The organism is Paenibacillus cymbidii, assembly GCF_004764705.1.
Classification (GTDB): Bacteria; Bacillota; Bacilli; order Paenibacillales; family NBRC-103111; genus Paenibacillus_AN; species Paenibacillus_AN cymbidii.
In genome coordinates this window covers 13,618-36,392 of the sequence record NZ_SHLX01000056.1, presented here as the reverse complement: position 1 = coordinate 36,392, position 22,775 = coordinate 13,618, and the positions used below count along the sequence as shown (strand labels likewise).

26 protein-coding genes and 1 riboswitch are annotated in these 22,775 nt (G+C 61.3%); of the genes, 18 read left to right on the top strand and 8 right to left on the bottom strand.

Annotated elements, in window-relative coordinates:
• The first annotated feature begins 12 nt into the window (after nt 1-12).
• The 3 genes from EXY20_RS37920 to EXY20_RS37910 all read left to right on the top strand — a co-directional run bounded on the left by EXY20_RS37920 (nt 13) and on the right by EXY20_RS37910 (nt 1,083).
• Entirely contained in the window at nt 13-324 is a 312-nt protein-coding gene (locus EXY20_RS37920; protein ID WP_135557646.1) for a hypothetical protein, read from the top strand.
• Between the two features lie 178 nt (nt 325-502).
• Nucleotides 503-847, top strand: coding sequence for a metal-sensitive transcriptional regulator (locus EXY20_RS37915; protein WP_407944957.1), 345 nt, complete (start codon nt 503-505; stop codon nt 845-847).
• Between the two features lie 35 nt (nt 848-882).
• Nucleotides 883-1,083 (top strand): copper ion binding protein, encoded by a 201-nt coding sequence (locus EXY20_RS37910; RefSeq protein ID WP_135557645.1) that lies wholly within the window; start codon nt 883-885, stop codon nt 1,081-1,083.
• Between the two features lie 275 nt (nt 1,084-1,358).
• Here EXY20_RS37910 and greA read toward each other — a convergent pair whose 3' ends face one another.
• From greA to EXY20_RS37890, 4 genes are all read right to left on the bottom strand, one after another.
• Complete coding sequence (gene greA, locus EXY20_RS37905; RefSeq protein ID WP_135557644.1) at nt 1,359-1,841, bottom strand: transcription elongation factor GreA; 483 nt, start codon at nt 1,839-1,841, stop codon at nt 1,359-1,361.
• Between the two features lie 190 nt (nt 1,842-2,031).
• A complete protein-coding gene (locus tag EXY20_RS37900; protein ID WP_135557643.1) occupies nt 2,032-2,277 on the bottom strand; it encodes a hypothetical protein in 246 nt (81 codons plus the stop codon).
• Nucleotides 2,278-2,461: 184 nt separating this feature from the next.
• A complete protein-coding gene (locus EXY20_RS37895) occupies nt 2,462-2,890 on the bottom strand; it encodes a VOC family protein (RefSeq protein WP_135557642.1) in 429 nt (142 codons plus the stop codon).
• Between the two features lie 51 nt (nt 2,891-2,941).
• Entirely contained in the window at nt 2,942-3,265 is a 324-nt protein-coding gene (locus EXY20_RS37890; RefSeq protein ID WP_135557641.1) for an ArsR/SmtB family transcription factor, read from the bottom strand.
• Nucleotides 3,266-3,492: 227 nt separating this feature from the next.
• Between EXY20_RS37890 and EXY20_RS37885 the strand changes: the two genes are divergently transcribed.
• Nucleotides 3,493-3,993, top strand: a complete 501-nt coding sequence (locus tag EXY20_RS37885; protein WP_135557640.1) for an SRPBCC domain-containing protein — start codon at nt 3,493-3,495, stop codon at nt 3,991-3,993.
• A 146-nt stretch (nt 3,994-4,139) separates the two neighbouring features.
• Here the strand turns inward: EXY20_RS37885 and EXY20_RS37880 are convergent, their stop codons facing one another.
• Together EXY20_RS37880 and EXY20_RS37875 are read right to left on the bottom strand one after the other, a co-directional pair.
• Nucleotides 4,140-4,610, bottom strand: coding sequence for a hypothetical protein (locus EXY20_RS37880; RefSeq protein WP_135557639.1), 471 nt, complete (start codon nt 4,608-4,610; stop codon nt 4,140-4,142).
• The gene (locus EXY20_RS37875) at nt 4,607-5,860 is read right to left on the bottom strand and encodes a DNA polymerase IV (protein WP_135557638.1); all 1,254 of its coding nucleotides are present in this window, start codon (nt 5,858-5,860) and stop codon (nt 4,607-4,609) included. Before EXY20_RS37875 ends, EXY20_RS37880 begins: the two co-directional genes overlap by 4 nt.
• A gap of 143 nt (nt 5,861-6,003) precedes the next feature.
• A riboswitch (cyclic di-AMP (ydaO/yuaA leader) is annotated at nt 6,004-6,140 on the top strand.
• Nucleotides 6,141-6,302: 162 nt separating this feature from the next.
• Here EXY20_RS37875 and EXY20_RS37870 point away from each other — a divergent pair.
• Together EXY20_RS37870 and EXY20_RS39395 are read left to right on the top strand one after the other, a co-directional pair.
• Nucleotides 6,303-7,460, top strand: coding sequence for a KamA family radical SAM protein (locus EXY20_RS37870; RefSeq protein WP_135557637.1), 1,158 nt, complete (start codon nt 6,303-6,305; stop codon nt 7,458-7,460).
• A gap of 42 nt (nt 7,461-7,502) precedes the next feature.
• On the top strand, nt 7,503-7,679 hold the full coding sequence (locus tag EXY20_RS39395; protein WP_167859802.1) for a hypothetical protein: 177 nt from the start codon (nt 7,503-7,505) through the stop codon (nt 7,677-7,679).
• 50 nt (nt 7,680-7,729) lie between these two features.
• Here the strand turns inward: EXY20_RS39395 and EXY20_RS37865 are convergent, their stop codons facing one another.
• Entirely contained in the window at nt 7,730-8,008 is a 279-nt protein-coding gene (locus tag EXY20_RS37865) for a hypothetical protein (RefSeq protein ID WP_135557636.1), read from the bottom strand.
• Nucleotides 8,009-8,038: 30 nt separating this feature from the next.
• Nucleotides 8,039-9,319 carry an ArsB/NhaD family transporter gene (locus EXY20_RS37860; protein WP_135557635.1) on the bottom strand — a complete coding sequence of 427 codons (1,281 nt, stop codon included), beginning with the start codon at nt 9,317-9,319 and terminating at the stop codon, nt 8,039-8,041.
• Nucleotides 9,320-9,664: 345 nt separating this feature from the next.
• Between EXY20_RS37860 and dapF the strand changes: the two genes are divergently transcribed.
• From dapF to rlmN, 12 genes are all read left to right on the top strand, one after another.
• The gene (gene dapF / locus EXY20_RS37855) at nt 9,665-10,504 is read left to right on the top strand and encodes a diaminopimelate epimerase (protein WP_135557634.1); all 840 of its coding nucleotides are present in this window, start codon (nt 9,665-9,667) and stop codon (nt 10,502-10,504) included.
• 2 nt (nt 10,505-10,506) lie between these two features.
• Nucleotides 10,507-12,372: a bifunctional homocysteine S-methyltransferase/methylenetetrahydrofolate reductase gene (locus EXY20_RS37850; protein ID WP_135557651.1), complete on the top strand. Its 1,866-nt coding sequence runs from the start codon at nt 10,507-10,509 to the stop codon at nt 12,370-12,372.
• Between the two features lie 74 nt (nt 12,373-12,446).
• Nucleotides 12,447-12,707: an extracellular matrix/biofilm regulator RemA gene (remA, locus tag EXY20_RS37845; protein WP_010269798.1), complete on the top strand. Its 261-nt coding sequence runs from the start codon at nt 12,447-12,449 to the stop codon at nt 12,705-12,707.
• Nucleotides 12,697-13,338: a guanylate kinase gene (gene gmk, locus EXY20_RS37840; RefSeq protein WP_135557633.1), complete on the top strand. Its 642-nt coding sequence runs from the start codon at nt 12,697-12,699 to the stop codon at nt 13,336-13,338. Before remA ends, gmk begins: the two co-directional genes overlap by 11 nt.
• 3 nt (nt 13,339-13,341) lie before the next feature.
• Nucleotides 13,342-13,560: a DNA-directed RNA polymerase subunit omega gene (rpoZ, locus tag EXY20_RS37835; RefSeq protein WP_135557632.1), complete on the top strand. Its 219-nt coding sequence runs from the start codon at nt 13,342-13,344 to the stop codon at nt 13,558-13,560.
• 527 nt (nt 13,561-14,087) lie between these two features.
• Nucleotides 14,088-15,302, top strand: a complete 1,215-nt coding sequence (coaBC, locus tag EXY20_RS37830) for a bifunctional phosphopantothenoylcysteine decarboxylase/phosphopantothenate--cysteine ligase CoaBC (RefSeq protein WP_135557631.1) — start codon at nt 14,088-14,090, stop codon at nt 15,300-15,302.
• Nucleotides 15,299-17,854: a primosomal protein N' gene (gene priA, locus EXY20_RS37825; protein ID WP_135557630.1), complete on the top strand. Its 2,556-nt coding sequence runs from the start codon at nt 15,299-15,301 to the stop codon at nt 17,852-17,854. Before coaBC ends, priA begins: the two co-directional genes overlap by 4 nt.
• Before the next feature lie 130 nt (nt 17,855-17,984).
• Nucleotides 17,985-18,467 (top strand): peptide deformylase, encoded by a 483-nt coding sequence (gene def / locus EXY20_RS37820; protein ID WP_135557629.1) that lies wholly within the window; start codon nt 17,985-17,987, stop codon nt 18,465-18,467.
• Nucleotides 18,460-19,428: a methionyl-tRNA formyltransferase gene (gene fmt / locus EXY20_RS40210; RefSeq protein ID WP_235886398.1), complete on the top strand. Its 969-nt coding sequence runs from the start codon at nt 18,460-18,462 to the stop codon at nt 19,426-19,428. The genes def and fmt overlap by 8 nt, the downstream gene beginning before the upstream one ends.
• Nucleotides 19,413-20,822: a 16S rRNA (cytosine(967)-C(5))-methyltransferase RsmB gene (rsmB, locus tag EXY20_RS37810; protein ID WP_235886397.1), complete on the top strand. Its 1,410-nt coding sequence runs from the start codon at nt 19,413-19,415 to the stop codon at nt 20,820-20,822. Before fmt ends, rsmB begins: the two co-directional genes overlap by 16 nt.
• Nucleotides 20,823-21,193: 371 nt before the next feature.
• Nucleotides 21,194-21,568: a hypothetical protein gene (locus EXY20_RS37805; RefSeq protein ID WP_135557626.1), complete on the top strand. Its 375-nt coding sequence runs from the start codon at nt 21,194-21,196 to the stop codon at nt 21,566-21,568.
• Between the two features lie 152 nt (nt 21,569-21,720).
• Nucleotides 21,721-22,770 carry a 23S rRNA (adenine(2503)-C(2))-methyltransferase RlmN gene (rlmN, locus tag EXY20_RS37800; protein WP_135557625.1) on the top strand — a complete coding sequence of 350 codons (1,050 nt, stop codon included), beginning with the start codon at nt 21,721-21,723 and terminating at the stop codon, nt 22,768-22,770.
• The last annotated feature ends 5 nt before the right edge of the window (nt 22,771-22,775 follow it).

Below are 22,775 nucleotides of genomic sequence, written 5' to 3'. Positions count from 1 at the left end.
GGAGGAGAAGCGATGAAACGGATTATCGCCGGAGGGTTTTTGCTGCTGGGAGGCATTCTGCTGTATGCGGCGGCGCACATAGCGGCGGCTCAAGACTTGGTCAACATTCATGCCTGGTCGACGCCGCCGGGCAAGTTCGGCACGGCGCTGCGCGAGACGGGCGGGCTGGCCGCGAGCCGGATCGGCATCGCGCTTGGCGTGTGTGGTTTTGCGCTGCTCGTCTGGGAGTCGCTGCTGGCAGCGTGGCTCGCTCCGGCGCTCGGAAAGATGCGGGCGGAAGTGGCGCGGCGCAACGAGGAGTTCGACCGGGAATTCGGCAAATGAAGCGACGTTTCCGCCTGCCGGTCGGGCTGCGGCGATTCCTGGCGCGGCAAGCGAAGGGATAGCGCAAGCCCGATCGGCATATACTGTGTGACAATGATGCGGATGTGCGGCGGGCGGGTGAAATTTCTGTTTGACATACCCATGGGGGGTATTGTATATTGGTGTCAAGGGGGCGGTGATGAACATGGAGCATACGGCGCATACGGAGCAGAACGGAGCGGAATGCTGCGCCGCGGAAGGCGAGCCGCGCAGAAGCCATCATTCCGATAAAACGAAAGCGAATCTCGTGTCCCGGCTCAACCGGATCGAAGGGCAAATTCGCGGCGTCAAAGGGCTGATCGAAAAAGACACCTACTGCGACGACGTGCTCAACCAGATCGCCGCCATTCAATCGGCGCTGAACGGCGTCGGCAAGCTGCTGCTCGAGAACCATATGAAAAGCTGCGTCGTGGAACGCATCCAGTCTGGCGATCGCGACGTGATCGAAGAACTGCTCGTTACCGTCAACAAGCTGATGAAGTAAAGGCCCGATCATTATTTTCCGAGGAGGAACTCGTCATGAAAAATGTTACGTTGCATGTGGAAGGCATGTCGTGCGGCCATTGCGTCCGTTCGGTGGAAGGCGCAGTGAAGGAAGCGGGAGCGTCCGGCAAAGTCGATTTGGCCGGCAAATCCGTGGCGGTCGAATACGACGAGGCGAAAGTCAAGCTCGAGGAGATCAAGGAAGCGATCGAGGAACAAGGCTACTCGGTCGTTTGATGCCTGGCCGATGGACGGCAAGCGGACACGCTCTTTTTCGTCCGCTCTTTGCAGAGCCGCGCAATCGGTCCTTTTTTTGGCGGATGGTATTGGATAGGGGCTCAAACGACGCTGCAGATTGCCGGCATGACTTGCGACACACGCGCGACCCGCAGCGGGAAGGAGCTTGCCGAGCTGCCGGCGTCACGAACGCCGCCGTCAATTTGGCGCCTCGGGAGCCGTTGTGCCGGTTGGCGTCTGCAACGCGCTCGCCGGATCGGGCGGCGAAGCGCCGGTTAGCCGATTGCGCGAATTTCCAGCAACTCGTATTCGATCAGTCCGTCGGGTGCGGCTACGCGTATGATTTCGCCGACTTTTTTGTCCATGAGGGCGGTGCCGAGCGGGCTTTCGTACGAAATTTTGTTGTCGAACACGTCCGCTTCGGCCGGTCCGACGATCCGGTACGTCATCGTTTCGGCCAATTCGACATCGTTCAGCACGACGGTGCAGCCGACGTGAACGCGCGACAGATCAATGCTGGACGCATCGGTCACCTTGGCCCTTGTCAGCATCTTCTCAAGTACGGCGATGCGCGTTTCCATAAATGCCTGGTCGTCTTTCGCCGCATGATACTCGCTGTTCTCCTTCAAATCGCCGTAGCTGATCGCCAGTTTGATCCGCGCGGCGATTTCTCTGCGCTTGACCGATTTCAGCTCTTCGAGCTCCTGCTCCAGCTGGGCCATGCCTTCCCGGGTCAAAATCACTTCTTCATCCGCCATGGGGCCACCTCCAAAAACGCGTTTGTTTCGATTGTACACTTTTTCGGTCCGCGATGCCAAAAACGGGTTGCAGGTGACGGGACGAACGGTTTTGTTTCCTGCCGGAAGCTGAAAGGGGGCGGGAAGCGCTCGGAGGTGCAGGGGGATATCGGGTTCGATCCATTCAGGTAAGGAGCGGCGGTTGCCCGGGTTACGGGCACCCCGTCCGGCGAACGCGCAGCCAGTCGCGCAGCTCTTCGAGCAGCGTGTCGAGTTCCTGGCGCAGTTCGGACAGCTCGCGGCAGCAGCGTGTTTGCAGGTCGTCCATTTGTTTGGCTGACAACGTTCCTTGCTTCAGCTCGGTGCAAAGCAGCGCTTGCAGCGATTCATTGTTGCCGATCGACATGTGTTCGGGGATATACAAGCGGCCGGATGAGGGTTGATGGGCCAGTGCCATGAATTCGTCTCCTTTCCGTAAAGTTATTTCCAGTATATCCCCGGTTTGTTAATGCAGCGTCATTAGTTTGTTATCGGACTGTAAGATTATGGCGGATGTTGCCGTTATCTGCGGCATCGTTCGACCAACGGCAAAAAGGCTGTCCCATCGCGGGGCAGCCTTGTATGCATGAGCGACGGAGGAGTTACATCGCCATCTCGCCGGTGTCGTAGTTGAATTGCCAGGCGATGCCGAATTTGTCGACAACGCTGCCGTAACATTTGCTCCAGAACGTTTCCTGCAGCTCCATCGTCACGCTGCCGCCTTCCTTCAGCTTGTGGAATGCCGCCTTGACTTCCTCCAGATCGGTGCTGACGAGCGACAGGCTGAAGTTGTTGCCGGGGGTGAACGGCATGCCAGGGAACGTGTCGGAGAACATGACCACACTGCCGCTGATTTCCAGCCGCGCATGCATGACGAGCGACTTGGCTTCTTCCGGAAGCGGGTAGTTCGGGTCCGGCGGCACATCGCCAAACGCCATAATGTTCGGCGTTCCCAGGTTGAACACCTCGGCATAATACTCGACGACGGCGCGGGTGTTGCCTTGGAAATTCAGATACACGTTTATGCTCATCAGTTTCGCTCCTTCTCACGGCAAGGTTTGTTGTTGCGGCGCATGCGGCTGCTACGTCTTGTCTTTTCGCTGCATGTCTTGCAAATACTCGTCCAGTCGGTCGAATCGGTCTTCCCATAAACGGCGGAACGAATCCAGCCAGCCGTCCAGCTCTTGCAGCGGTTCGGCCCGCAGCTTGTAGATGCGCCGGTTGGCAATCGGTTGAACTTCGACGAGGCCTGCATCGCTGAGGACGCGCAGATGCTTGGAGGCTTGCGGCTGCTGCAGCTCGAGCCGATCGGCAATTTCACCGACGGGCAGCGCTCCGTCGCGCAGCAATTCGACGATGTGCAATCGGTTCGGCTCGGCAAGCGCGCTTAAAGTTGCCGTATTCATGATTGTTCCCAAGCTGCTCGTGACGTCATACAGCGTTCCCCTTTCCAACTTGAACATACTACAAATGAATATGCCGGTCAAGGAATACTGTTTCCGCTAATGAAGCGCTCCGGGCAAAATTTTGAATATTCCTTGACAAGAATATTCCGTATTGGATATATTAAAGGCATGAGGGTACAAGTTGCCCGGCAATTGTATCGCCCAACCAAAATGACGGAGGGAACCCGATGGCGGCATATGAAGCGCGAAGCGATGTGCAGGTAGGAGAGAAGGACTTTGTGATGGAGCGGATATTTCAGGCGCCGCGCGAGCTCGTATTCCAGGCGTTTACGCGTCCCGAGCATTTGGCGCGCTGGTGGGCGCCGGCCGGCTATACGATTCCCGTGTGCCGCGTCGATTTGCGTCCCGGAGGCGTGTGGCATTATTGCATGCGTTCGACCGCGGGCGACGAGCATTGGTGCCGCAGCGTGTACCGGGAAATCGAATCGCCGGAGCGGCTCGTATACACGTCGCTGTTCGCCGACGAACACGGCAACCCGACGGACGACATTCCGGAGCAGACGTGCACGGCTACTTTTACGGAAACGGATGGCGTCACGAGGCTTGTGCTTCGCGTTGAGCTGCCGACCGCCGAAACGTTGAAGTGGACGATGGACGTGGGCATGGTCGAAGGACTGACGATTACGTTCGCGCAATTGGACGCCTTGCTGCCGCAATTGACGGCGTAAGCCCGGGAGAAGGAAAGAACCGCCTCGCGACTGCCGGGACAAGCCGGGCGGACGGGGGCGGTTCTTCCGTTTCCAGCCAATCGGGCGCGCGGCTGCAATCCGCCGCAAGGAAGAGGAGAAGCGCCGGTTCGCGAGGCTCGCGCGCATCATTTGCCGTGCTGCTCGAGCAGCTTGGCAATGTCGGCTACGTACTTCGTCAACCGCACGCTGATCTCCGAGCGGACGACATCGCGCACGATGCCGAACCGCTCCTCGTAGCCGCGACAAATGATTTTGTAATAAATCACGGGGTCCATCTGCTCGTCGGCGATCACTTTGATGTTGCGTTTGCTAAGCTCCCGGCGCAGCGCATTAATATCTTTGTGGAGCTGATTCATGACGGTTTGCGTGGCGATCAGGTAGAGCCGTCTTAAAATATTGGTCGAGTGTTTGATTTCCTCCATACTCCGCTCCAGCATGGTCAGCAGATGCGGCAGCAGCATGAAATCCCGCGCCAGCTCGTATTCCGCGGGCGTCGGCCGGGAGGACGCGGATTCGTTGCGCGCCTCGTACTGCTCCACATGCTCCGTGAGCGCCATCTTCGACTGCCAGCGGCCGTTTCCCTCGAGTTTGCTCATGCAAAGTGACCTCCTATTTGGACTGCCCTTTCAAACGCCTGCGCCGTTGGCGCCAAGGACGACGCGCGGATGACGGCCGTCGCTCCGAACCGTTCCTTGATGGCGTCGACCGTCTTTTCCCGTCGGATGAGCCGGCTGCGATCCTCGAACAAGTCCAACTGGTAACACTCGTCCCGCGACAGATCCGTGAGCGTGATGTGCAGATGGGTAAGCGGCAAGCCTTTCCAATGGGTCAGAAACAGCGAACGAACGACCGAGGAAAGCTCGTGTTCCAAATAGGTCGGACGCGGCAGCGTCATCTGCCGGCCGAAGCCGGAGGACCGCTGTCCGTCGGTTTCCGCAGCCGCCACCGCAACGACCCGGCCCATGTAGCCGTATCGCCGGGCGCGGCGGCAAACTTCGATGAGAAGCTCGAGCATGAGCGGCTCGATGTCGGCGAACGTCCGGTACGTTTGCCATTTCAGGGCGCGGCCGTGGTTGATGATCTTGATCTGGCTGCGCATGCCGGAGACGACGGGGCTCGGGTCGATGCCGTTCGCCGTTTGCCAGTAATATTCCGCCTGGATGTCGCTCTGCCGTCCCATGCGGGCGCGCATCCGCCGTTTGAATTCGCCGAGCTCGAGACGGGCGATGTCGCCGATCGTGTGCAGCCCCATGCGGGCAAAATGGGCGGTCATACGCCCGGCCACCATAAACATCCGGTGCACGGGCAAGGGCCAGAGCTTCTCTTCGATGTTGGCGCGCGAAAGCTCGGATATGCCGCCGGGCTCCCGTTTCGCGAAGTTGTCCGTCGCCATCTTGGCGAGAATTTTGTTCGGGCCGATGCCGACGCGCGCGCATACGCCGGTCGAAAGCTGGACCCGCGTCTGGATCAGGCGGGCAATCCGTTCGGCGGAACCGAACAGGGCGAGCGAGCCTGTCACGTCGAGAAACTGTTCGTCGATGGAATACGGCTCCACTTGATCGGTAAACGATTCGAAAATTTCCGTAATCAGCAGGGAAACCGAAATATAGGTTTGCATGCGCGGCCGGATCACGACAAGATCCGGGCACTTGGCCAGCGCTTCGCCGACCCGTTCGGCCGTCGTTACGCCGCGCTCCTTGGCAACCGGGCAGGCGGCCAGAATAATGCCGCTGCGGCGCGTCGGATCCCCGACCGCTACAGGTTTGCCGCGGCATTCCGGGTGGGCCGCCTTTTCGATGCTGGCGTAAAAGCTTTGTCCGTCGGCCATGAGAATTGTGCGTTCCATTTTATCACCTGCGAATGTACGTTCGTATTTCTATTATACACCGAACACACGTTCTTGATGCAAGGGACAACAATTGGAAGTTGCGTGTATTTTTGCGGTTTCTTCGCATGCGGCAAGTTGACGGTACGGGAACGGTTGTGTAAGATAATACCAAGCTTAATTTCCGCTCCTGCAGCGGAAAGCGGGGGAACCACGCATTTGGGGCGCATCATTCATTATGAAGGGAACCATCTTTCCCGAGCCCGACAGCTAACCTCGTCAGCATAGGATGGGTCGCGTATTCGGTGCTGCTTTTTTGCATGCTGACCCGTAAATCCGGGTCTGCCTGTGGCCAGGACCCGGAGCGAATTGCCGCTGTTTTTCGGCGCAATCCGCATCGCGGGTCTTTTTGTTTTTTCGCCGATTCCCATCCTTCATTCCATTTCATGAGGGAGGAAAATGAATGCCGCAACCGAAGTACATCACCGACATCGACAGGATCGAACACATCCCGGAGCCGGAGCGACGGAAGCTCAAGGCGGTAGCCGAACGGTTCGTGTTTCGCGTCAACGAGTACTATTTGGGCTTGATCGATTGGGCCGACCCGCACGATCCGATTCGCAGGCTCGTCATTCCGAACGAAGGGGAGCTGTCCGAATACGGCCGCTGGGACGCCTCCGACGAAGACACGAACTATGTCGTGCCCGGCTGCCAGCACAAATACGCCACGACCGCGCTGCTGCTCGTTTCCGAAGTGTGCGGGGCGTATTGCCGGTATTGCTTCCGCAAGCGGCTGTTCCAGGACGAAATCAGCGAAACGTCGGCAAAAGTGGAGCCCGGGCTGGCCTACATCGCCGAACACCCCGAAATAAACAACGTGCTGCTGACCGGCGGCGACAGCCTGATCCTGTCAACCGCCAAGCTTCGATCGATCATCGAACGGCTCCGCGACATCGAACACGTCGGCATTATCCGGCTCGGCTCCAAGCTCCCTGTGTTCAACCCCATGCGCATCTACGAAGACGACCAACTGCTGGACATGATCCAGCGGCATTCCACTGTCGACAAGCGCATTTACGTGATGGCCCACATCAATCATCCGCGCGAAATTACGGAAGAGGCCAAGCGGGCATTCGAGGCGCTGCACCAGGCCGGCGCCATCGTCGTCAACCAGACGCCGGTGCTGCGCGGCATCAACGACGACGCCGAAGTGCTCGGCGAGCTGCTCGACAAGCTGAGTTGGGCCGGCGTCACGCCCTATTACTTTTTTGTCAATCGCCCCGTGGCCGGCAATGCGGATTTTGTGCTGCCGCTCGAGCGGGTATACCGGATCGTCGAGAAGGCCAAGTCGCTGACGTCGGGTCTCGGCAAAAGAGTGCGTCTCTCCATGAGCCATACGTCGGGCAAAATCGAAATTTTGGCGATCGAGGGCGGCAAGGCCTATTTGAAATATCATCAGTCCCGCGACGGCCGTTACGGCCGGATGATGATTCTGGATTGTCCGCAAGAGGCGGCCTGGTTCGACGATCTGCCGGGAAGCGAAGTGTACTGGGAGCAGCCGCGCAAGAAGGCGGCCGGCATCGTGTCGGCGAACGAGCGGCTCCGGCTGCCTCGTGTGTAGCCGCTGCCGAGGGCGGCACGGAAAAGGGCGAACGGCAGCGGCATGATGATGAAAACAAAAGAAGGAATAGTTGTCGAAATTTTGTTCAAGGACGAGAGCGGCGTGTGTCTGTGCGACGACGGCTGGAAGCGGATGCTGCAGGATATGACGCTTCCGACGCTGGAGGAAGTGAAACGGAAGCGGCAGGAGATCGAGCAGGCGAAGGGAAGCGGGGAGTAACAAACGGGGACGCCGGCGCGGCGTCCCCGTTTCGATCGCGCCGGACGGCGCTATGCCCATTCCACCTTGCGCAGCAGCCGGCGCTTCATCAGCTCCAGCACGAAATCGGCATAATGCTCCCTGCGAACAATCACCTTGTATTCGTGCTCCGGGTAGACGTAGAACAGGACATCGGTGTAATGACGGTCTTCGTCGAACGTCTTCTGCACGCGTTTCATCGCTTCCAGGTACGGCTGCTCCTGCATAATCCGGATTTGAAATTCCGTATCGTCTTCATTTTGCGATTCGGCGATCCGGATCACCGCCGGGTCGTAATCGTACGTCAGCATTTCGTTCGCCTCCCGTGAAATGGAATAGAATTACAACAAATAGCGCAAATAAATGTAGCCGGTGGACAGCACAATGGACAGCAGCATGAGTGGGAACGCCACTTTCAGAAAAGCGACGAACCGGATCGGATACCCTTCCTTGCCTGCCAGGCCGGCTACGATCAGGTTCGCGCTGGCGCCGATGAGCGAGCCGTTGCCGCCCAGGCAAGCCCCGATGGCCAGGCTCCACCACAGCGGCTCGAGGTTGTCGACCCCCATGCGACCCATCTCCTGAATGAGCGGAATCATGGTGGCGACGAACGGGATGTTGTCCAGAAAGGCGGAGGCGATGGCGCTCAGCCACAGGATCAACAGCGAGGTGGCGACCGGATCGCCGCCGGTAAGATCGATGGCCTGTTCCGCCAGGCGGGCGATGACGCCGGTTTCCACGAGCCCCGAGACAAGCACGAACAAGCCGATGAAGAAAAAGATGGTCATCCACTCCACTTTGGCAAACGCTTCCTCCATCGCATGTTCGCCGGTCAGCAGCAGAAGCAGGAAGGCGCCGGCCAGCGCGACCGTTGCCGACTCCAAATGAACGAGCTGGTGCGTAAAGAAGCCGATCAGCGTCAGCGCCAGCACGATCAGGCATTTGCGCAGCAGACGATGGTCCGTGACAAGCTCTTTTTCGTCCATGCTCATGAGCCCTTGCTTGAGCTCGGGCGTCGTTTGCAGCCCTTTGCGAAACAACAGCAGGAAGAGCGGCAAATAGACGGCCATCACGATGATCGCGAGCGGCGCCAGATTGACGATGAACGCCACGAAGTCCAATTCCTTGACCGCGCTTCCGATCATGATGTTCGGCGGATCGCCGATCAGCGTCGCCGTTCCGCCGACATTGGACGCCACGATCTGCGCGATCAGGAACGGAACCGGATTCAGGCGAAGCTGCCGGGTGATGCTGAACGTGACCGGCACCATCAGCAGCACCGTCGTTACGTTGTCCAGGAACGCCGAGCCGACTGCCGTGATGACCGACAGCAGGATCAAAATCCGCTTCGGCTCGCCTCTGCCTTTCTTCGCCGCCCAGACGGCGATAAATTTAAACACGCCGGTTTCCGCCGTCGTGCTGACGATGACCATCATTCCGATCAGCAGTCCGAGCGTATTGAAATCGATGTGATGGACGGCCGTTTCCTGATCGACGATCCCGAATCCCACCATGATGGCGGCGCCGATCATGGCTACGATTGTGCGGTGAATCTTCTCCGAAATAATCAGTCCGTAAATAAGCAGAAAAATAATGATTGCCCAAATGGCTTGTTGCTCCATGAGTCCCTCCCGACGAATGACAGTCTTACCATTTCCCGTTCCGGAAGAGTTGCATACCTGGACACCCGCAGGCAAAAAAAGACAGAAGGAGCCCGCTGGTGGCAGGCTCCTCCGGTAATGCAGGTATGATAATCTGGTACCATTCTATAAGTTTTGCAGGTTGTCCGTCAAGCGGCTTGGCCGATCGCTTGCCGATCGAAGGGGAATCATTTTATCTCGTAATGAAACCTCGCAGCGCCGGTCGCGTAAAAAGGCGGACGGGAAACACTACCTGAACGCGGCGTTTTGCGGTATGATAGAGGCTAAAACGATGCAGATGGCGAGAGGGAACGAGAGGGAACCGCGATGAAGTTTACGAAGATGCACGGACTGGGGAACGATTTTATTGTCATTTACGGTCTGCAAGAGCTGCCCGCAGATGCCGCGCAGCTTGCCGTCAAGCTGTGCGACCGGCATTTCGGGATCGGCGCGGACGGCCTTGTTTATATTTTGCCTTCGGCGAAGGCGCAGTTCCGGATGCGCATCGTCAACAACGACGGCTCGGAAGCGGAGCAATGCGGCAATGCGATCCGCTGCGTCGCCAAATATTTGTACGACCGCAGCCTCGCGTCCGGCAGCGAACTGACGGTGGAGACGATCGGCGCCGGCGTGCAGCGGGTCGTCGTCACGGACGACGGCAGCGGCAAGGCGGCGTCGATCAAGGTCGATATGGGCGAACCGGTGCTGCAGGGGATGCAGGTGCCGACTACGATCGACGAAGCGCTCGTACGCGACTATCCGGTGACGGTGGACGGACGCGAGTTTCGCTTCACCGCCGTTTCCATGGGCAACCCGCACTGCGTCATCTACGTCGACGACGCGACCGCGGTCGATTTGTACGAATGGGGACCGAAGCTGGAGCATCATCCGCTCTTCCCGCGGCGGATCAACGTGGAGTTCGTCCACGTCGAGTCGCGGGGGCATGCGATCATGCGCGTCTGGGAGCGCGGGGCCGGCCCGACGCTCGCTTGCGGCACGGGCGCCTGCGCGGTGCTCGTCTCGTCGGTGCTGAACGGGCTGACCGACCGTTGCGCGACGGTCACGCTGACCGGCGGCGACCTGCAGATCGAATGGAGCGAGGCGGACAACCGCGTCTACATGACCGGCCCGGCGGAAGAAGTGTACACGGGAGAGACGGCGCTATGACGATGAAACAACCTTTGCGGCAAGCGCTCGACAACGGCATCATCGTGGCGGACGGGGCGCTGGGGACGTATTTGTACCAGCTCGGTTTTTCGGTCGGGCAGTCGTTTGAGGAATTCAATCTGATCCGGCCGGAGGTTATTCTCGATGTTCACCGGCAATACGTGGAGGCGGGCGCGCGGCTGCTCGAAACGAACACGTTTGCGGCGAACCGCGGCAAGCTGGCCAAGTTCGGGCTCGAAGCCGAAGTGGAAGCGATCAACCGCGCCGGCGTGCGGATCGCCCGCGAAGCGGCGGCCGGCCGGGCCTACGTTGTCGGCAGCGTCGGTTCGATCCGTTCGGGCCGCCATCTCGGCATCCCGCTCGAAGACATCGAGAGCGACCTTCGGGAGCAGATTGCGGCGCTGCTGGCGGAAGCTCCGGACGGCATCCTGCTCGAAACGTTCTACGACGCCGAGGAGCTGCTCGCGGCGCTGCGAATCGTGCGCTCGCTGAGCGACATCCCCGTCATCTGTCAACTTGCCACGGACGGCGGCGGCATGACGCAGGACGGGCAGCCGGTGGCGAACGTGTTCCGCAAGCTGCAGGCGGAAGGCGCCGATGTCGTCGGCTTCAACTGCCACAGCGGGCCGGACGGCATCATGCGGGCGCTGGAGAAAGTGCAGGCCGAGCCCGGGCCGTTTTCGGTGTTCCCGAACGCGGGGCTGCCGCGCTACGAAGACGGCCGCTACACGTACCTCGCGACGCCGGATTACTTTGCCGGCACGGCGGTGCGCTTCGCCGAACTGGGCGCGCGCATCGTCGGCGGCTGCTGCGGCACGACGCCGGCGCACATTGCGGCAATTGCCGGCGCGCTGAAGGGCTACGTCCCGGCGGCGGAAGCGGATGCGCCGGCTGTGCGCGCCAAAGCGATTGCCCAAGCGAAGCCGGCGCCGGCCGAAGCGCCTGACGCCGCCGAGCCGACGCTCGTCGACCTCGTCCGCCAGCGCCCGACCGTCATCGTCGAGCTCGACTCGCCGCGCGACCTCGCGATCGACAAGTTCATGCGCGGCGCGGAAGCTTTGCGCGAAGCCGGCGCGGACGCGGTGACGATGGCCGACAACTCGCTGGCGATGACGCGCATGAGCAACTTGTCGATGGGCTATCTCGTCAAGGATCGCGTCGGCGTTCGGCCGCTGCTGCACATCGCCTGCCGCGACCGCAACAGCATCGGCACGCAGTCGCACCTGATGGGGCTGCACGCGCTCGGAATCAATCATGTGCTGGCGATAACGGGCGATCCGGCCCGCGTTGGCGATTTGCCCGGCGCAAGCTCCGTGTTCGATCTGACGTCGCTCGACCTGATCCGCATGACGAAGCAGCTCAACGACGGCGTCGCTTTTTCCGGCAAGCCGCTGAAGGCAAAGGCGAATTTCGTCGTCGGCGCCGCGTTCGATCCGAACGTGCGCCATCTCGACAAAGCCGTGCAACGCATGGAGAAGAAGATCGCCGCCGGCGCCGATTATTTCATGACGCAGCCGATCTACGATCCGCTCCAGTTCGGGCGGATGCACGAAGCGACGAAGCATCTCGACACGCCGATATTCGTCGGCATCATGCCGCTCCTCAGCGGGCGCAACGCCGAATTTCTGCACAACGAGGTGCCCGGCATCCGCATCTCGGAGGGAGTGCGGCAGCGAATGGCGGGGCTTGAAGGCGAAGAAGGCCGGCGAATGGGCGTGGAAATCGCCAAGGAGCTCGTCGACGCGGCGCTGGAGCATTTCAACGGCATTTATTTTATGACGCCGATGCTCTTTTTCGAGATGACGGCGGAACTGACGCGCTATGTTTGGCGCAAGTCCGGACGAGCGGATTCCCCCTTGTACCGTTAGGCAAAATGCATTAAAATAGGGTCGGAAGCGACTGTACAATCCGTTTGCAGCTGGCGAACGGCAGGGAGGGCCATATGGCTATCAAACTCATCAATATCGGCTTTGGCAATATCGTGTCGGCGAATCGAATCATTTCGATCGTCAGCCCGGAATCGGCCCCCATCAAACGGATTATTCAGGAAGCGCGCGATCGCCATATGCTGATCGACGCCACGTATGGAAGAAGGACCCGCGCGGTTATCATAACCGATAGCGACCATGTCATTTTATCCGCCGTGCAGCCGGAGACGGTGGCACACCGACTTGCGAACAAGGAAGATGATCATGACGAATAATACATGCGGCGTCGCCGCGTGCGAACGAGGCAGCCTGATCGTGCTTTCCGGTCCTTCGGGCGTCGGCAAAGGCACGGTTTGCGCGGCATTGCGGCGGCGCAGCAAAGAGTTGGTGTATTCGGTTTCCGCGACGACGCGCGCGCCGCGCGCGGGCGAAACCGACGGCGTCAACTACTTCTTCAAAACGAAAGAGCAGTTCCAGGCGATGATCGAACGCGGCGAACTGTTGGAGTGGGCGGAGTACGTAGGCAATTTCTACGGCACGCCGATGTCGTTCGTCAAGTCGACCATCGATTCGGGGCGGGATATCATCCTCGAAATCGAAGTGCAGGGAGCGCTGCAGGTGCAGCGCAATTTTCCCGATGCGGTATTCATTTTTCTGCTGCCTCCTTCGCTTCACGAGCTTCGCAACCGGATCGTCACGCGGGGAACGGAAACCGAAGAAACGATCCGCAGCCGCATGAGCGTCGCTCTGGAGGAGATCGGACTGCTGGAGCATTACGATTACGCCATTGTGAACGACGAAGTGGAAGCCGCCTGCGGCCGCATCGAAGCGATTGTTACAGCGGAACGCTGCAGGCGCGAGCGGTACATCCCGAGAATCAAGCAATGGCTGGAGGAGGTGCGTTAAGTTATGTTGTATCCGTCAATCGACAAGCTGCTCGGCAAAGTCGACAGCAAATATTCGCTCGTTGTCGCCGCGGCGAAGCGGGCCCGCAAGCTGCGCGAAGGCACCAAGTCGGATTTGCGCGCGCCGCGCTCGCACAAGCAGGTCGGCATCGCGCTCGAAGAGCTGTACGGCGATTATATTCACTACGAGAAGCTGCAAGGCAAAGAGCAACAAGAAGAGTAATCTACAAGCAAGGCCCTCGACAACCTGGACCAGGTTGTTCTTTTTTTCACGGCCGAAGTGGAGGGCGGGAAGTCCCGGCGACCGGGGCTGCAAGTCGAAATGAGCCGTCGTTTGATCCGAATAGCCAGTGTTTCACTGGCTTTTTTCGATGGAGCCCATCGCCTTCGCGCCTAAACGAACGGTTAAATCCCGGATCGGAGCAAATAAGACGGGAAAACCGGCTTAACTCGCTGCCGCTGTCCTGATCGGAGCAAATAAGGCGGAAAAACCGGCCTAACTCGCCACTGCTGTCCGGATTGGAGCGAATAAGGCGGGAAAACCGGCCTAACTCGCCGCTGCTGCCGGGAGAGGAGCAAATAAGGCGGAAAAACCGACTTAATTCGCTCCCGCCGTCCGGATTGGAGCGAATAAGGCGAACTTCGGGGAAGGTTGCCACCTTCCGCAATCGATCGACAGCCGCTTTTTGCAGGTTATTTTTGAGGGAGTGTAAATTTCCTTTACGCAACCTAACGAGGAGGCGGCATACGATGCTGCAAGGGAAAACGATCGTGCTTGGCGTATGCGGAGGCATTGCGGCCTACAAGGCGGCGGCGCTGTGCAGCAAGCTGGCGCAGGCCGGCGCCGACGTGCGCGTCATCATGACGGCATCGGCGACGAAATTTGTCGCTCCGCTGACGTTTCAGACGCTGTCGCGCCACGACGTCATCACCGACACGTTCGACGAGAAGGACGCTTCCGTCGTCTCCCATATCGATTTGGCCGACCGCGCCGACCTGGTCGTTGTGGCGCCGGCCACGGCCAACATGCTGGCGAAGATGGCGCACGGCATCGCCGACGACATGCTCAGCACGACGCTGCTGGCGACGCTCGCTCCGGTGTTGGTCGCGCCGGCCATGAACGTACATATGATCGACCATCCGGCGGTCAAGGAAAACATGGCCAAGCTGGAGGAACGCGGCGTGCGTTTCATCGAGCCGGGCTTCGGCCAGCTCGCCTGCGGCTACGTCGGCAAAGGCCGGCTGGCCGAGCCGGACGAGCTGTTCGCGGCGATCGCCGCGGCGCTGCGCGAGGCGGAGCAGCCGAAGCCGCTCGCCGGCAAACGCGTGCTGGTGACGGCGGGGGGCACGGTCGAAAGGATCGATCCGGTGCGCTACATGACGAACGACTCGTCGGGCAAAATGGGCATCGCCGTCGCCGAAGCCGCGCGCGACGCAGGCGCGCAGGTGACGCTCGTGTACGGCAAGCTGGCGGTGCCGCTGCCGTCCGGCGTCGACGCGGTGCGGGCGGAATCGGCGCTGGACATGCTGGATGCGGTGATGGCGCGGCTGCCGGAAACGGACATCGTCATCAAGGCGGCGGCTGTGGCCGATTACCGGGCCGAAACGATAGCGCCGCAAAAAATCAAGAAAAATGCTGAAACGATGACGTTACAATTGGTGAAAAATCCCGATATTTTGCAAACGGTCGGCGAACGCAAGGGGAACCGCTTCATCGTTGGTTTCGCCGCTGAAACCGAACAGCTCGAACAGCATGCGCTCGACAAGCTTCGCCGCAAGCATTGCGATCTCATCGTAGCCAATGATGTGTCGCAGGAAGGTGCGGGTTTTCGCGGGGATACGAATATCGTCAGCGTATACGACGAAGCCGGCCTGGTCGAAGCGATGCCGCTGCTCGGGAAGAAGGAGGCCGCGCGCCGGCTGGTTGCGTTGATTGCGCCCCGCGCCGCGGAGCGCCGGGCATGACCATTGCCAAAGTGATCGTGGACGTGCCCGCGCGGCAGACGAACCGCGCATTCGATTACATCGTGCCGGCCGATTGCGTCGGCTGGGTTGACGTCGGCAGTCGAGTTGCCGTGCCGTTCGGGCCGCGGCTGTTGCAGGGCTTCGTCGTGGCGCTGGAGGAGGAAGCCGGCGTCAAGGCGTCCAAGCTGAAGCCGCTTGACCAGGTGCTCGACGCCGAACCGCCGCTGACGCGCGAGCTCGTGGCGCTGGCCGGCTGGATGAGCCGCCGATACTTGTGCCACGAGGTGACCGCGCTGCAGGCGATGATCCCGGCGGCGCTGAAGGCGAAGTACGAGCGGCTGCTGACGCTCGGCGCGGCGGCGGAAGAGCCGGCAGCGGCGTGGACCGGCGGCGCATCGCGCGAGCCGGCGGAGGAGGCCGCATTTGGCCAGGCGGAGCTTTTTGCCGCGGAGGAGCTGTTCGGCGACGACGATATCGTCGCTTTCGTGCGGGAGCGCGGCAGCGTCACGCTTGAAGCGGTGCAGCACCGCTTCCCCGGCTGCGGCGCGGCGATTCGCCGGCTCATTCGCGCCGGCTGGCTGGCGGAAAGCCAGACGGTCAAAGACCGGATGGCGGCAAAAAAGGTGTTGACCGTGTTTCCGCCGGAGCGCCCGGAATCGCTCGACGCGGCGCTGGAGCTGATTCCGGCGCGGGCGAAGCGGCAGCGCGACGTCGTGCGCTATTTGCGCGAGCATCCGGCGCCTATCCGCCTGACCGAGCTGATGCTGGCGCTGGAGGTTGGCGCGGGCACGGTGAAGGAACTGGCGGACAAAGGCTTTATCGCGCTGCGCGAAGTGACGGCGTTCCGCGATCCGTACGCGAACCGTACGTTCGCGCGGACCGAGCCGCTGCCGCTGACGGCGGAGCAGCAGCGGGTGTTCGGCGCCATCGGCGCGACGCTTGCGGCCGGCGAGCACCGCGTCTTTCTGCTGAAGGGCGTAACCGGCAGCGGCAAAACGGAAGTGTACCTGCAGGCGATCCAGCGCTGCTTCGACAAAGGCAAAGAAGCGATCGTGCTCGTGCCGGAAATATCGCTCACGCCGCAAATGGTCGAACGGTTCAAAAGCCGGTTCGGCTCGGACGTTGCCGTGCTGCACAGCAAGCTGTCGAACGGCGAGCGCTACGACGAGTGGCGCAAAATCGCCCAAGGCCGGGTGAAAATGGCAATCGGTGCGCGGTCGGCCATTTTTGCCCCGTTCGCCAGGCTGGGCTTGATTATTATCGACGAAGAGCACGAAGCTTCCTATAAACAGGAGGACAGTCCCAAATACGACGCCCGCGACGTGGCGATCGAACGGGCGCGCGCGGCGGGAGCGGCGGTTGTGCTCGGCTCGGCGACTCCGTCGCTCGAAAGCTTCGAGCGCACGCTGCCGAACGGGCGCGACGCGTTGTCCGGCGCCTACGAGCTGCTCGAAATGCGCGAGCGCGTCGCCGGCCGGCCGATGCCGCCGGTGCGCATCGTCGACATGCGCGAGGAGCTCAAGGGCGGCAACCGCGCCATGTTCAGCCGCCCGCTGTACAAGGCGCTGCAGGAGCGGCTGCAGCGCGGCGAGCAGTCGGTGCTGCTGCTCAACCGGCGCGGCTACTCGACATTCGTCATGTGCCGCACCTGCGGCCATACGCTCGGCTGCCCGCACTGCGCGATTTCGCTCACCTACCACCAGAACGCGGGCGCGATGCGCTGCCATTATTGCGGCTACGCCGAAAGGCAGCCGAAGACGTGCCCGAGCTGCGAGAGCGAGCATATCCGCTATTTCGGCACCGGCACGCAGCGGGTGGAGGAGGAGCTCGGCAAGCTGTTCCCGGGCATCCGCGTCATCCGGATGGACGTCGACACGACGAGCGAAAAGGGCGCCCACGAAAAATGGCTGACCTTGTTCGGCGACGGCAAGGCGGACGTGCTGCTCGGCACGCAGATGGTGGCCAAAGGGCTCGATTTTCCTAATGTAACGCTTGTTGGTGTGATTGCCGCGGACACGGTGCTGCATTTGCCCGACTTCCGCGCCGCGGAGCGCACGTTCCAGTTGATGACGCAAGTGGCGGGCCGCGCCGGGCGCCACAGGCTTCCGGGCGAAGTGTTCGTGCAGACGTATACGCCCGAGCATTACAGCATCGTGACGGCGGCGGATCACGACTACGGCGCCTTCGCCGGCGTCGAGCTCGATTCTCGCCGCCAACTCGGTTATCCGCCGTTCAGCCGGCTGATTCTGCTGACGCTGTCGCACGAGAATCCGCAGCTCCTGGTCAAGTCGGCCGAATCGCTGGCCGGGCGGCTCAAGGAGCTGGCCGCGTCGGCCGCCGTCGAACCGGGTTTCGCCTGCGACATTCTCGGCCCGGTGGCGTCGCCCATTTCGCGGATCAAAGATAGATATCGGTTCCAATGCGTGGTAAAATATCGGGGAACTGTGCGCATGTCCGAGCTCGTCCGCGAAGCGGTTGCGTCGCTCGACGACGTATGCCGGCAGGAAGGGCTGCAGATCAGCGTCGACGTCGACCCGCAGATGATGATGTAAGCGGCACGCGGCGGGAGTCGCCAAGGCGAGCGGTTCGACATAATGTATCCCGTAGTCATACCCGGCAGGCATACAGCAGCGACAGCCGGCATAATAAGATCAGATAGGTGACGAAAGGTGAGATAGAGCGATGGGAATCAGATTCATCGTGAAAGATCCGGACCCGGTGCTGCGCGAAGTGGCGCGCCCCGTTCCGAAAATTACGCCCAACATCCACAAGCTGCTCGACGACATGGCGGCCACGATGTACGACGCGCCGGGAGTAGGCCTGGCGGCGCCGCAGGTCGGCATTTTGAAGCGGGTCATTGTGATGGACGTCGGCGACGAGCACGGGCTGATCGAGCTGATTAACCCGGAAGTGATCGCCAAGGAAGGGGAGCAGTTCGGGCCGGAAGGCTGCCTGAGCATCCCGGGCCTGCAAGGCGACGTGCGGCGGGCGCAGAAGGTGACGGTGCGCGGGCTTGACCGCAGCGGCAACGAAATTACCGTTGTCGGCACGGATTTGCTGGCGCGCTGCATTTTGCACGAGGTCGACCATTTGAACGGCGTGCTGTTTACGGATGTGGCCGAGTCCGTTTACCGCGCCGAACCGCGGGACGAGAAGGATGAATAACGAGCTGCGGATCGTGTTTATGGGAACGCCGGACTTTGCCGTGCCGGCGCTGCGCATGCTGCTGGCCGACGGCTGCAACGTCGTCGCCGTCGTTACGCAGCCGGATCGTCCCAAAGGCCGCAAACGCGAACTGACGCCTCCGCCCGTCAAGGCGGAGGCGCTTCTGCGCGGCATCCCGGTGCTGCAGCCGGAACGGCTGCGCCGGCCGGAGGCGGTCGCGGAGCTGGCGGCGTTCCGGCCGGATCTGATCGTGACGGCGGCGTACGGCCAAATTTTGCCCAAGTCGGTGTTGGACATGCCTGCGCACGGCTGCGTCAACCTGCACGGCTCGCTGCTGCCCCGCTATCGCGGCGGCGCGCCGATCCAGCATGCGATCATGAACGGCGAAACGGTTACCGGCGTCACGCTGATGTACATGGCCGAAGGACTCGACACCGGCGATATGCTGGCCAAAGCGGAAGTGCCGATCGGGGACGACGACACCGCCGGCACGATCTTCGACAAGCTGAGCGTGACGGCGGCCGAACTGCTGCGCCGTTCGCTGCCCGAGCTGCTGGCCGGGCGGCTCGCGCGCCAGCAGCAGCCGGAAGCGGAGGCGACGTACGCGCCAAACATTACGCGCGAAGACGAGCGGATCGATTGGTCGCGTCCGGCGGACGAGCTGTTCAACCGGATTCGCGGGCTGAATCCGTGGCCGGTGGCGTTTACGACATGGAACGGCGACGTGTTTAAAGTATGGGCGAGCCGCAAGCCGGCGGCGGCGGAGAGCGGCCGGCCGCCTTCGGCGGCGCCGGGCACGGTGCTGCGCGTCTCTGCCGAAGGAATCGCCGTGCAAACCGGCGGCGGCGAGCTCGTGCTGACGGAAGTGCAGCCCGCCGGCAAAAAAGCGATGAGCGCCGGCGATTTTGCCCGCGGCGGCGCGATGCAGGCGGGGACGGTGCTCGGATGGCAAGCCGAGTGAGAAGCGCGAGGGAACTGGCGACCGACATCCTGACCCGCGTCGACAAAGACCGCGCCTACAGCAATTTGCTGCTGCACCAGACGCTGCAGAAGGAGAAGCCGGAGCGCGCCGAAGCGGCGCTCGTCACCGAGCTTGTTTACGGCACCGTGCAGCGGCTGAACACGATCGACTACTTCCTCGGGCGGTTCGTCGCCAAAGGAGCGGCCAAGCTGGATCCATGGGTGCGCGCGCTGCTGCGCCACAGCTTCTACCAGCTGCACTATTTGACCCGTATCCCGCCGCACGCGGCGGTGAACGAGGCGGTCAACATCGCCAAGAAACGCGGCCATGCCGGGATCGCCGGCATGGTCAACGGCGTGCTGCGCAGCGTGCTGCGAAGCAAGGACGAGTTGGTCGTAAGCGGCGAACTTCCCGCGATGGCCCGATTTGCGCTGGAGCATTCGCATCCGGAATGGATGGCGGCGCGCTGGGTCGGCCGCTTCGGGGAACCGGCTGCGGCGGCCATCTGCGACGCGAACAACATGCCGCCGAAGTCGAGCGTGCGCGTCAACCGGCTGCGGCGCAGCCCGGCGGACATGCTGCGGCTGCTGCGCGAAGCCGGTTACGACGCCGAGCTCTCGCCGCTGGCGCCGTCCGGCATCGTCGTAACCGGCGGCAACATGGCGCTGACGCCGTGGTATGCGGACGGCAGCTTGTCCGTGCAGGACGAAAGCTCGATGCTCGTCGCCGAAGCCGTCGCGCCGGAGCCGGGCATGCAGGTGCTCGACTGCTGTGCCGCGCCCGGCGGCAAAACGGCGCATCTGGCCGAACTGATGCAAGGCAAAGGACGGATCGTCGCCTGCGACCTGCACGAGCACAAAATCGGCCTCGTGCGCGAACAGGCGAAGCGGCTCGGCCTGCGCTGCGTCGAAACGGTTGTCGCCGACGTCCGCCGGCTCGGCGAACGGTTCGCGGCGGGCTCGTTCGACCGCATCCTGCTTGACGCGCCGTGCTCGGGGCTTGGCGTGATCCGCCGCAAACCCGATCTGAAGTGGGCGAAGCGCGAAGCGGAAATCGCCGAGCTGGCGCAGCTGCAGCGCGAGCTGCTGGAAGCGGTGCAGGCGCTGCTTGCGCCGGGCGGCGTGCTCGTCTACAGCACGTGTACGCTGGAGGCGGCGGAGAACGAAGCGACCGTGCAGCGCTTCCTGCGGGAGCACGACGATTTCGAGCCGGCGCCGCTGCCGGCCGGCATGTTCGCGCCGGAGGCGGCGGCCCGCCGGGCGCAAGGGCAAGGCGGCGAGGGCGACGGCCTGGCGGCGGGGGCGGACGCGCTGCGTGGCGCCGCGGTGCAGCTGCTGCCGCACGAGTACGGCAGCGACGGTTTTTTCATCGCCCGGCTGCGGCGAAAGGGGTAAGGCAAGAAGCGACACGGCCTGCTGGCGCGGGCGTGTCGTTTTTTTTGTGTTTGGCTGTAAAATAGGCCGTAAAAAATGGCTTATTCGCTTCTTTTTAGTTGTCTCATCGAAAAGAGCCAGCGAAAACACTGACTATTTCAACAAAATTGCCCCGTTTTCGGTAGTTTCAAAGAATTAGCCAGCGATTTTACTGGTTATTTTGATGCTGCCTGCCTTTTTTTGCGAAATAGGCCATGATTTCACTGGCTATTTTCAGGCGGCACCGATAGCTGGTCCATAAGCGATCGGCCGAGGCCATTAGCCGTACTTGCGCAAGCGAAACTTTCCAGCCCGGCGAATCGTCATATAGGCGAAAAAGGAGTGTGGAAACGATGAGAATATTTATGACGTTAACCATCGTTATCGTTTTGTTGTCCGCCTGTTCGCCGACTGCAAACTCGACGCATAACCCAACGGCCAAAGAGGTGCTGAAGGCCATGCCGGACGCGGATATTTTCCAATTCGACGGTATCGTCTACCAGAACGCGAGCGAAGTCGATTGGGTGCGGGAACTGCAGCCGGCCGCAGGGGAGAAAGTCGGCGCCATAACCAAAACCCACCGCAAAGGCAGCTCCTTCCGAAACGGCAGCGCAACGAAGCTGCCCGTCGGAACGGAAATATATGCTTCGGAGCCGCATGTCGGCCCGCTGCTGATCGTCCGCCAAGGCGGCCGGGAAATCCCGTATACGGGCCTGATCGAAGGCTGAACAGCCCCCGGTTATCGCCCCGGCGGCGCCCAAAAGCCGGGTCCGCCGCACCGTCGCCCGGCCTTTCGGCCTATTGCCTTTTACGCGCCGTCCCCATTTGTGTTACTATAGATAAGATGAACTCAGAACAGAATGAAGCGGGTTGATGCAACATGAAACCTTTTGTATACGATTTGACGTTTGAAGCGTGGCAGGAATGGGCCAAAGCCAGCGGCGAGGCCGCTTTTCGCGCGGGACAAATATTCGATTGGCTGTACGTGAAGCGCGTCGACTCGTTCGCCGCGATGAGCAATTTGCCGAAGACGCTGATCGCCAAGCTGGAAGACCAGTTCCGGTTCGTGACGCTGAAGGAGATTACGCGCTACGAATCGAAGGACGGCACGGTGAAGTTCCTGTTCGAGCTGCAGGATCAGAACGCGATCGAAACCGTCATCATGAAACATAATTACGGCAACAGCGTATGTGTGACGACGCAGGTCGGCTGCCGTGTCGGCTGCACGTTCTGCGCGTCGACGCTGGGCGGGCTGAAGCGCGATCTGGCGCCGGGCGAAATTATCGCCCAGGTCGTCAAGGCGCAGAAGATGCTCGACGCGAAGGAAGAGCGGGTCAGCAGCATCGTCATTATGGGCATTGGCGAGCCGTTCGAAAACTACGACGCCACGATGACGTTTCTGAACGTGATGGTGCACCCGAAAGGGCTCAACATCGGTCAACGCCACATCACCGTGTCGACGAGCGGCATCGTGCCGAACATTTACCGGTTCGCCGACGCCGGCACGCAGGTCAATTTGGCCATCTCGATCCACGCGCCGAACGACAAGCTGCGGTCGAAGCTGATGCCGGTCAACCGTCGTTTCCCGTTCGCCGATTTGATCGAAGCGTGCCAATATTACGTCCGGACGACGGGGCGCCGCATTACGTTCGAATACGCGCTGATGGGCGGCGTCAACGACCAGCCGGAGCATGCCGAGGAGCTGGCGCAGGTGCTGAAGGAAATTCCGCACGCCCACGTCAACCTGATTCCGGTCAATTTTGTGCAGGAACGCAATTTCGTGCGGACGCCGCGCGACGATATTTTTACGTTCCAGCGCATTCTGGAACGCAGCCAGATCAACGCGACGATCCGTCGCGAGCACGGAAGCGACATCGCGGCGGCCTGCGGCCAGCTGCGGGCGCAGCATTTGGAGTCCAGCTCGAGGTGATGGAG

Coding starts and splice junctions, on each gene's coding strand:
- remA (WP_010269798.1), top strand. CDS start 12,447: ATGGCTATCAAACTCATCAATATCGGCTTTGGCAATATCGTGTCGGCG.
- EXY20_RS37860 (WP_135557635.1), bottom strand. CDS start 9,319: ATGGAGCAACAAGCCATTTGGGCAATCATTATTTTTCTGCTTATTTAC.
- greA (WP_135557644.1), bottom strand. CDS start 1,841: ATGGCGGATGAAGAAGTGATTTTGACCCGGGAAGGCATGGCCCAGCTG.
- EXY20_RS37910 (WP_135557645.1), top strand. CDS start 883: ATGAAAAATGTTACGTTGCATGTGGAAGGCATGTCGTGCGGCCATTGC.
- coaBC (WP_135557631.1), top strand. CDS start 14,088: ATGCTGCAAGGGAAAACGATCGTGCTTGGCGTATGCGGAGGCATTGCG.
- def (WP_135557629.1), top strand. CDS start 17,985: ATGGGAATCAGATTCATCGTGAAAGATCCGGACCCGGTGCTGCGCGAA.
- dapF (WP_135557634.1), top strand. CDS start 9,665: ATGAAGTTTACGAAGATGCACGGACTGGGGAACGATTTTATTGTCATT.
- priA (WP_135557630.1), top strand. CDS start 15,299: ATGACCATTGCCAAAGTGATCGTGGACGTGCCCGCGCGGCAGACGAAC.
- EXY20_RS39395 (WP_167859802.1), top strand. CDS start 7,503: ATGATGATGAAAACAAAAGAAGGAATAGTTGTCGAAATTTTGTTCAAG.
- EXY20_RS37920 (WP_135557646.1), top strand. CDS start 13: ATGAAACGGATTATCGCCGGAGGGTTTTTGCTGCTGGGAGGCATTCTG.
- EXY20_RS37805 (WP_135557626.1), top strand. CDS start 21,194: ATGAGAATATTTATGACGTTAACCATCGTTATCGTTTTGTTGTCCGCC.
- rsmB (WP_235886397.1), top strand. CDS start 19,413: ATGGCAAGCCGAGTGAGAAGCGCGAGGGAACTGGCGACCGACATCCTG.
- EXY20_RS37915 (WP_407944957.1), top strand. CDS start 503: ATGAACATGGAGCATACGGCGCATACGGAGCAGAACGGAGCGGAATGC.
- rlmN (WP_135557625.1), top strand. CDS start 21,721: ATGAAACCTTTTGTATACGATTTGACGTTTGAAGCGTGGCAGGAATGG.
- gmk (WP_135557633.1), top strand. CDS start 12,697: ATGACGAATAATACATGCGGCGTCGCCGCGTGCGAACGAGGCAGCCTG.
- EXY20_RS37900 (WP_135557643.1), bottom strand. CDS start 2,277: ATGGCACTGGCCCATCAACCCTCATCCGGCCGCTTGTATATCCCCGAA.
- EXY20_RS37865 (WP_135557636.1), bottom strand. CDS start 8,008: ATGCTGACGTACGATTACGACCCGGCGGTGATCCGGATCGCCGAATCG.
- EXY20_RS37895 (WP_135557642.1), bottom strand. CDS start 2,890: ATGAGCATAAACGTGTATCTGAATTTCCAAGGCAACACCCGCGCCGTC.
- EXY20_RS37890 (WP_135557641.1), bottom strand. CDS start 3,265: ATGAATACGGCAACTTTAAGCGCGCTTGCCGAGCCGAACCGATTGCAC.
- EXY20_RS37875 (WP_135557638.1), bottom strand. CDS start 5,860: ATGGAACGCACAATTCTCATGGCCGACGGACAAAGCTTTTACGCCAGC.
- EXY20_RS37885 (WP_135557640.1), top strand. CDS start 3,493: ATGGCGGCATATGAAGCGCGAAGCGATGTGCAGGTAGGAGAGAAGGAC.
- rpoZ (WP_135557632.1), top strand. CDS start 13,342: ATGTTGTATCCGTCAATCGACAAGCTGCTCGGCAAAGTCGACAGCAAA.
- EXY20_RS37870 (WP_135557637.1), top strand. CDS start 6,303: ATGCCGCAACCGAAGTACATCACCGACATCGACAGGATCGAACACATC.
- fmt (WP_235886398.1), top strand. CDS start 18,460: ATGAATAACGAGCTGCGGATCGTGTTTATGGGAACGCCGGACTTTGCC.
- EXY20_RS37880 (WP_135557639.1), bottom strand. CDS start 4,610: ATGAGCAAACTCGAGGGAAACGGCCGCTGGCAGTCGAAGATGGCGCTC.
- EXY20_RS37850 (WP_135557651.1), top strand. CDS start 10,507: ATGAAACAACCTTTGCGGCAAGCGCTCGACAACGGCATCATCGTGGCG.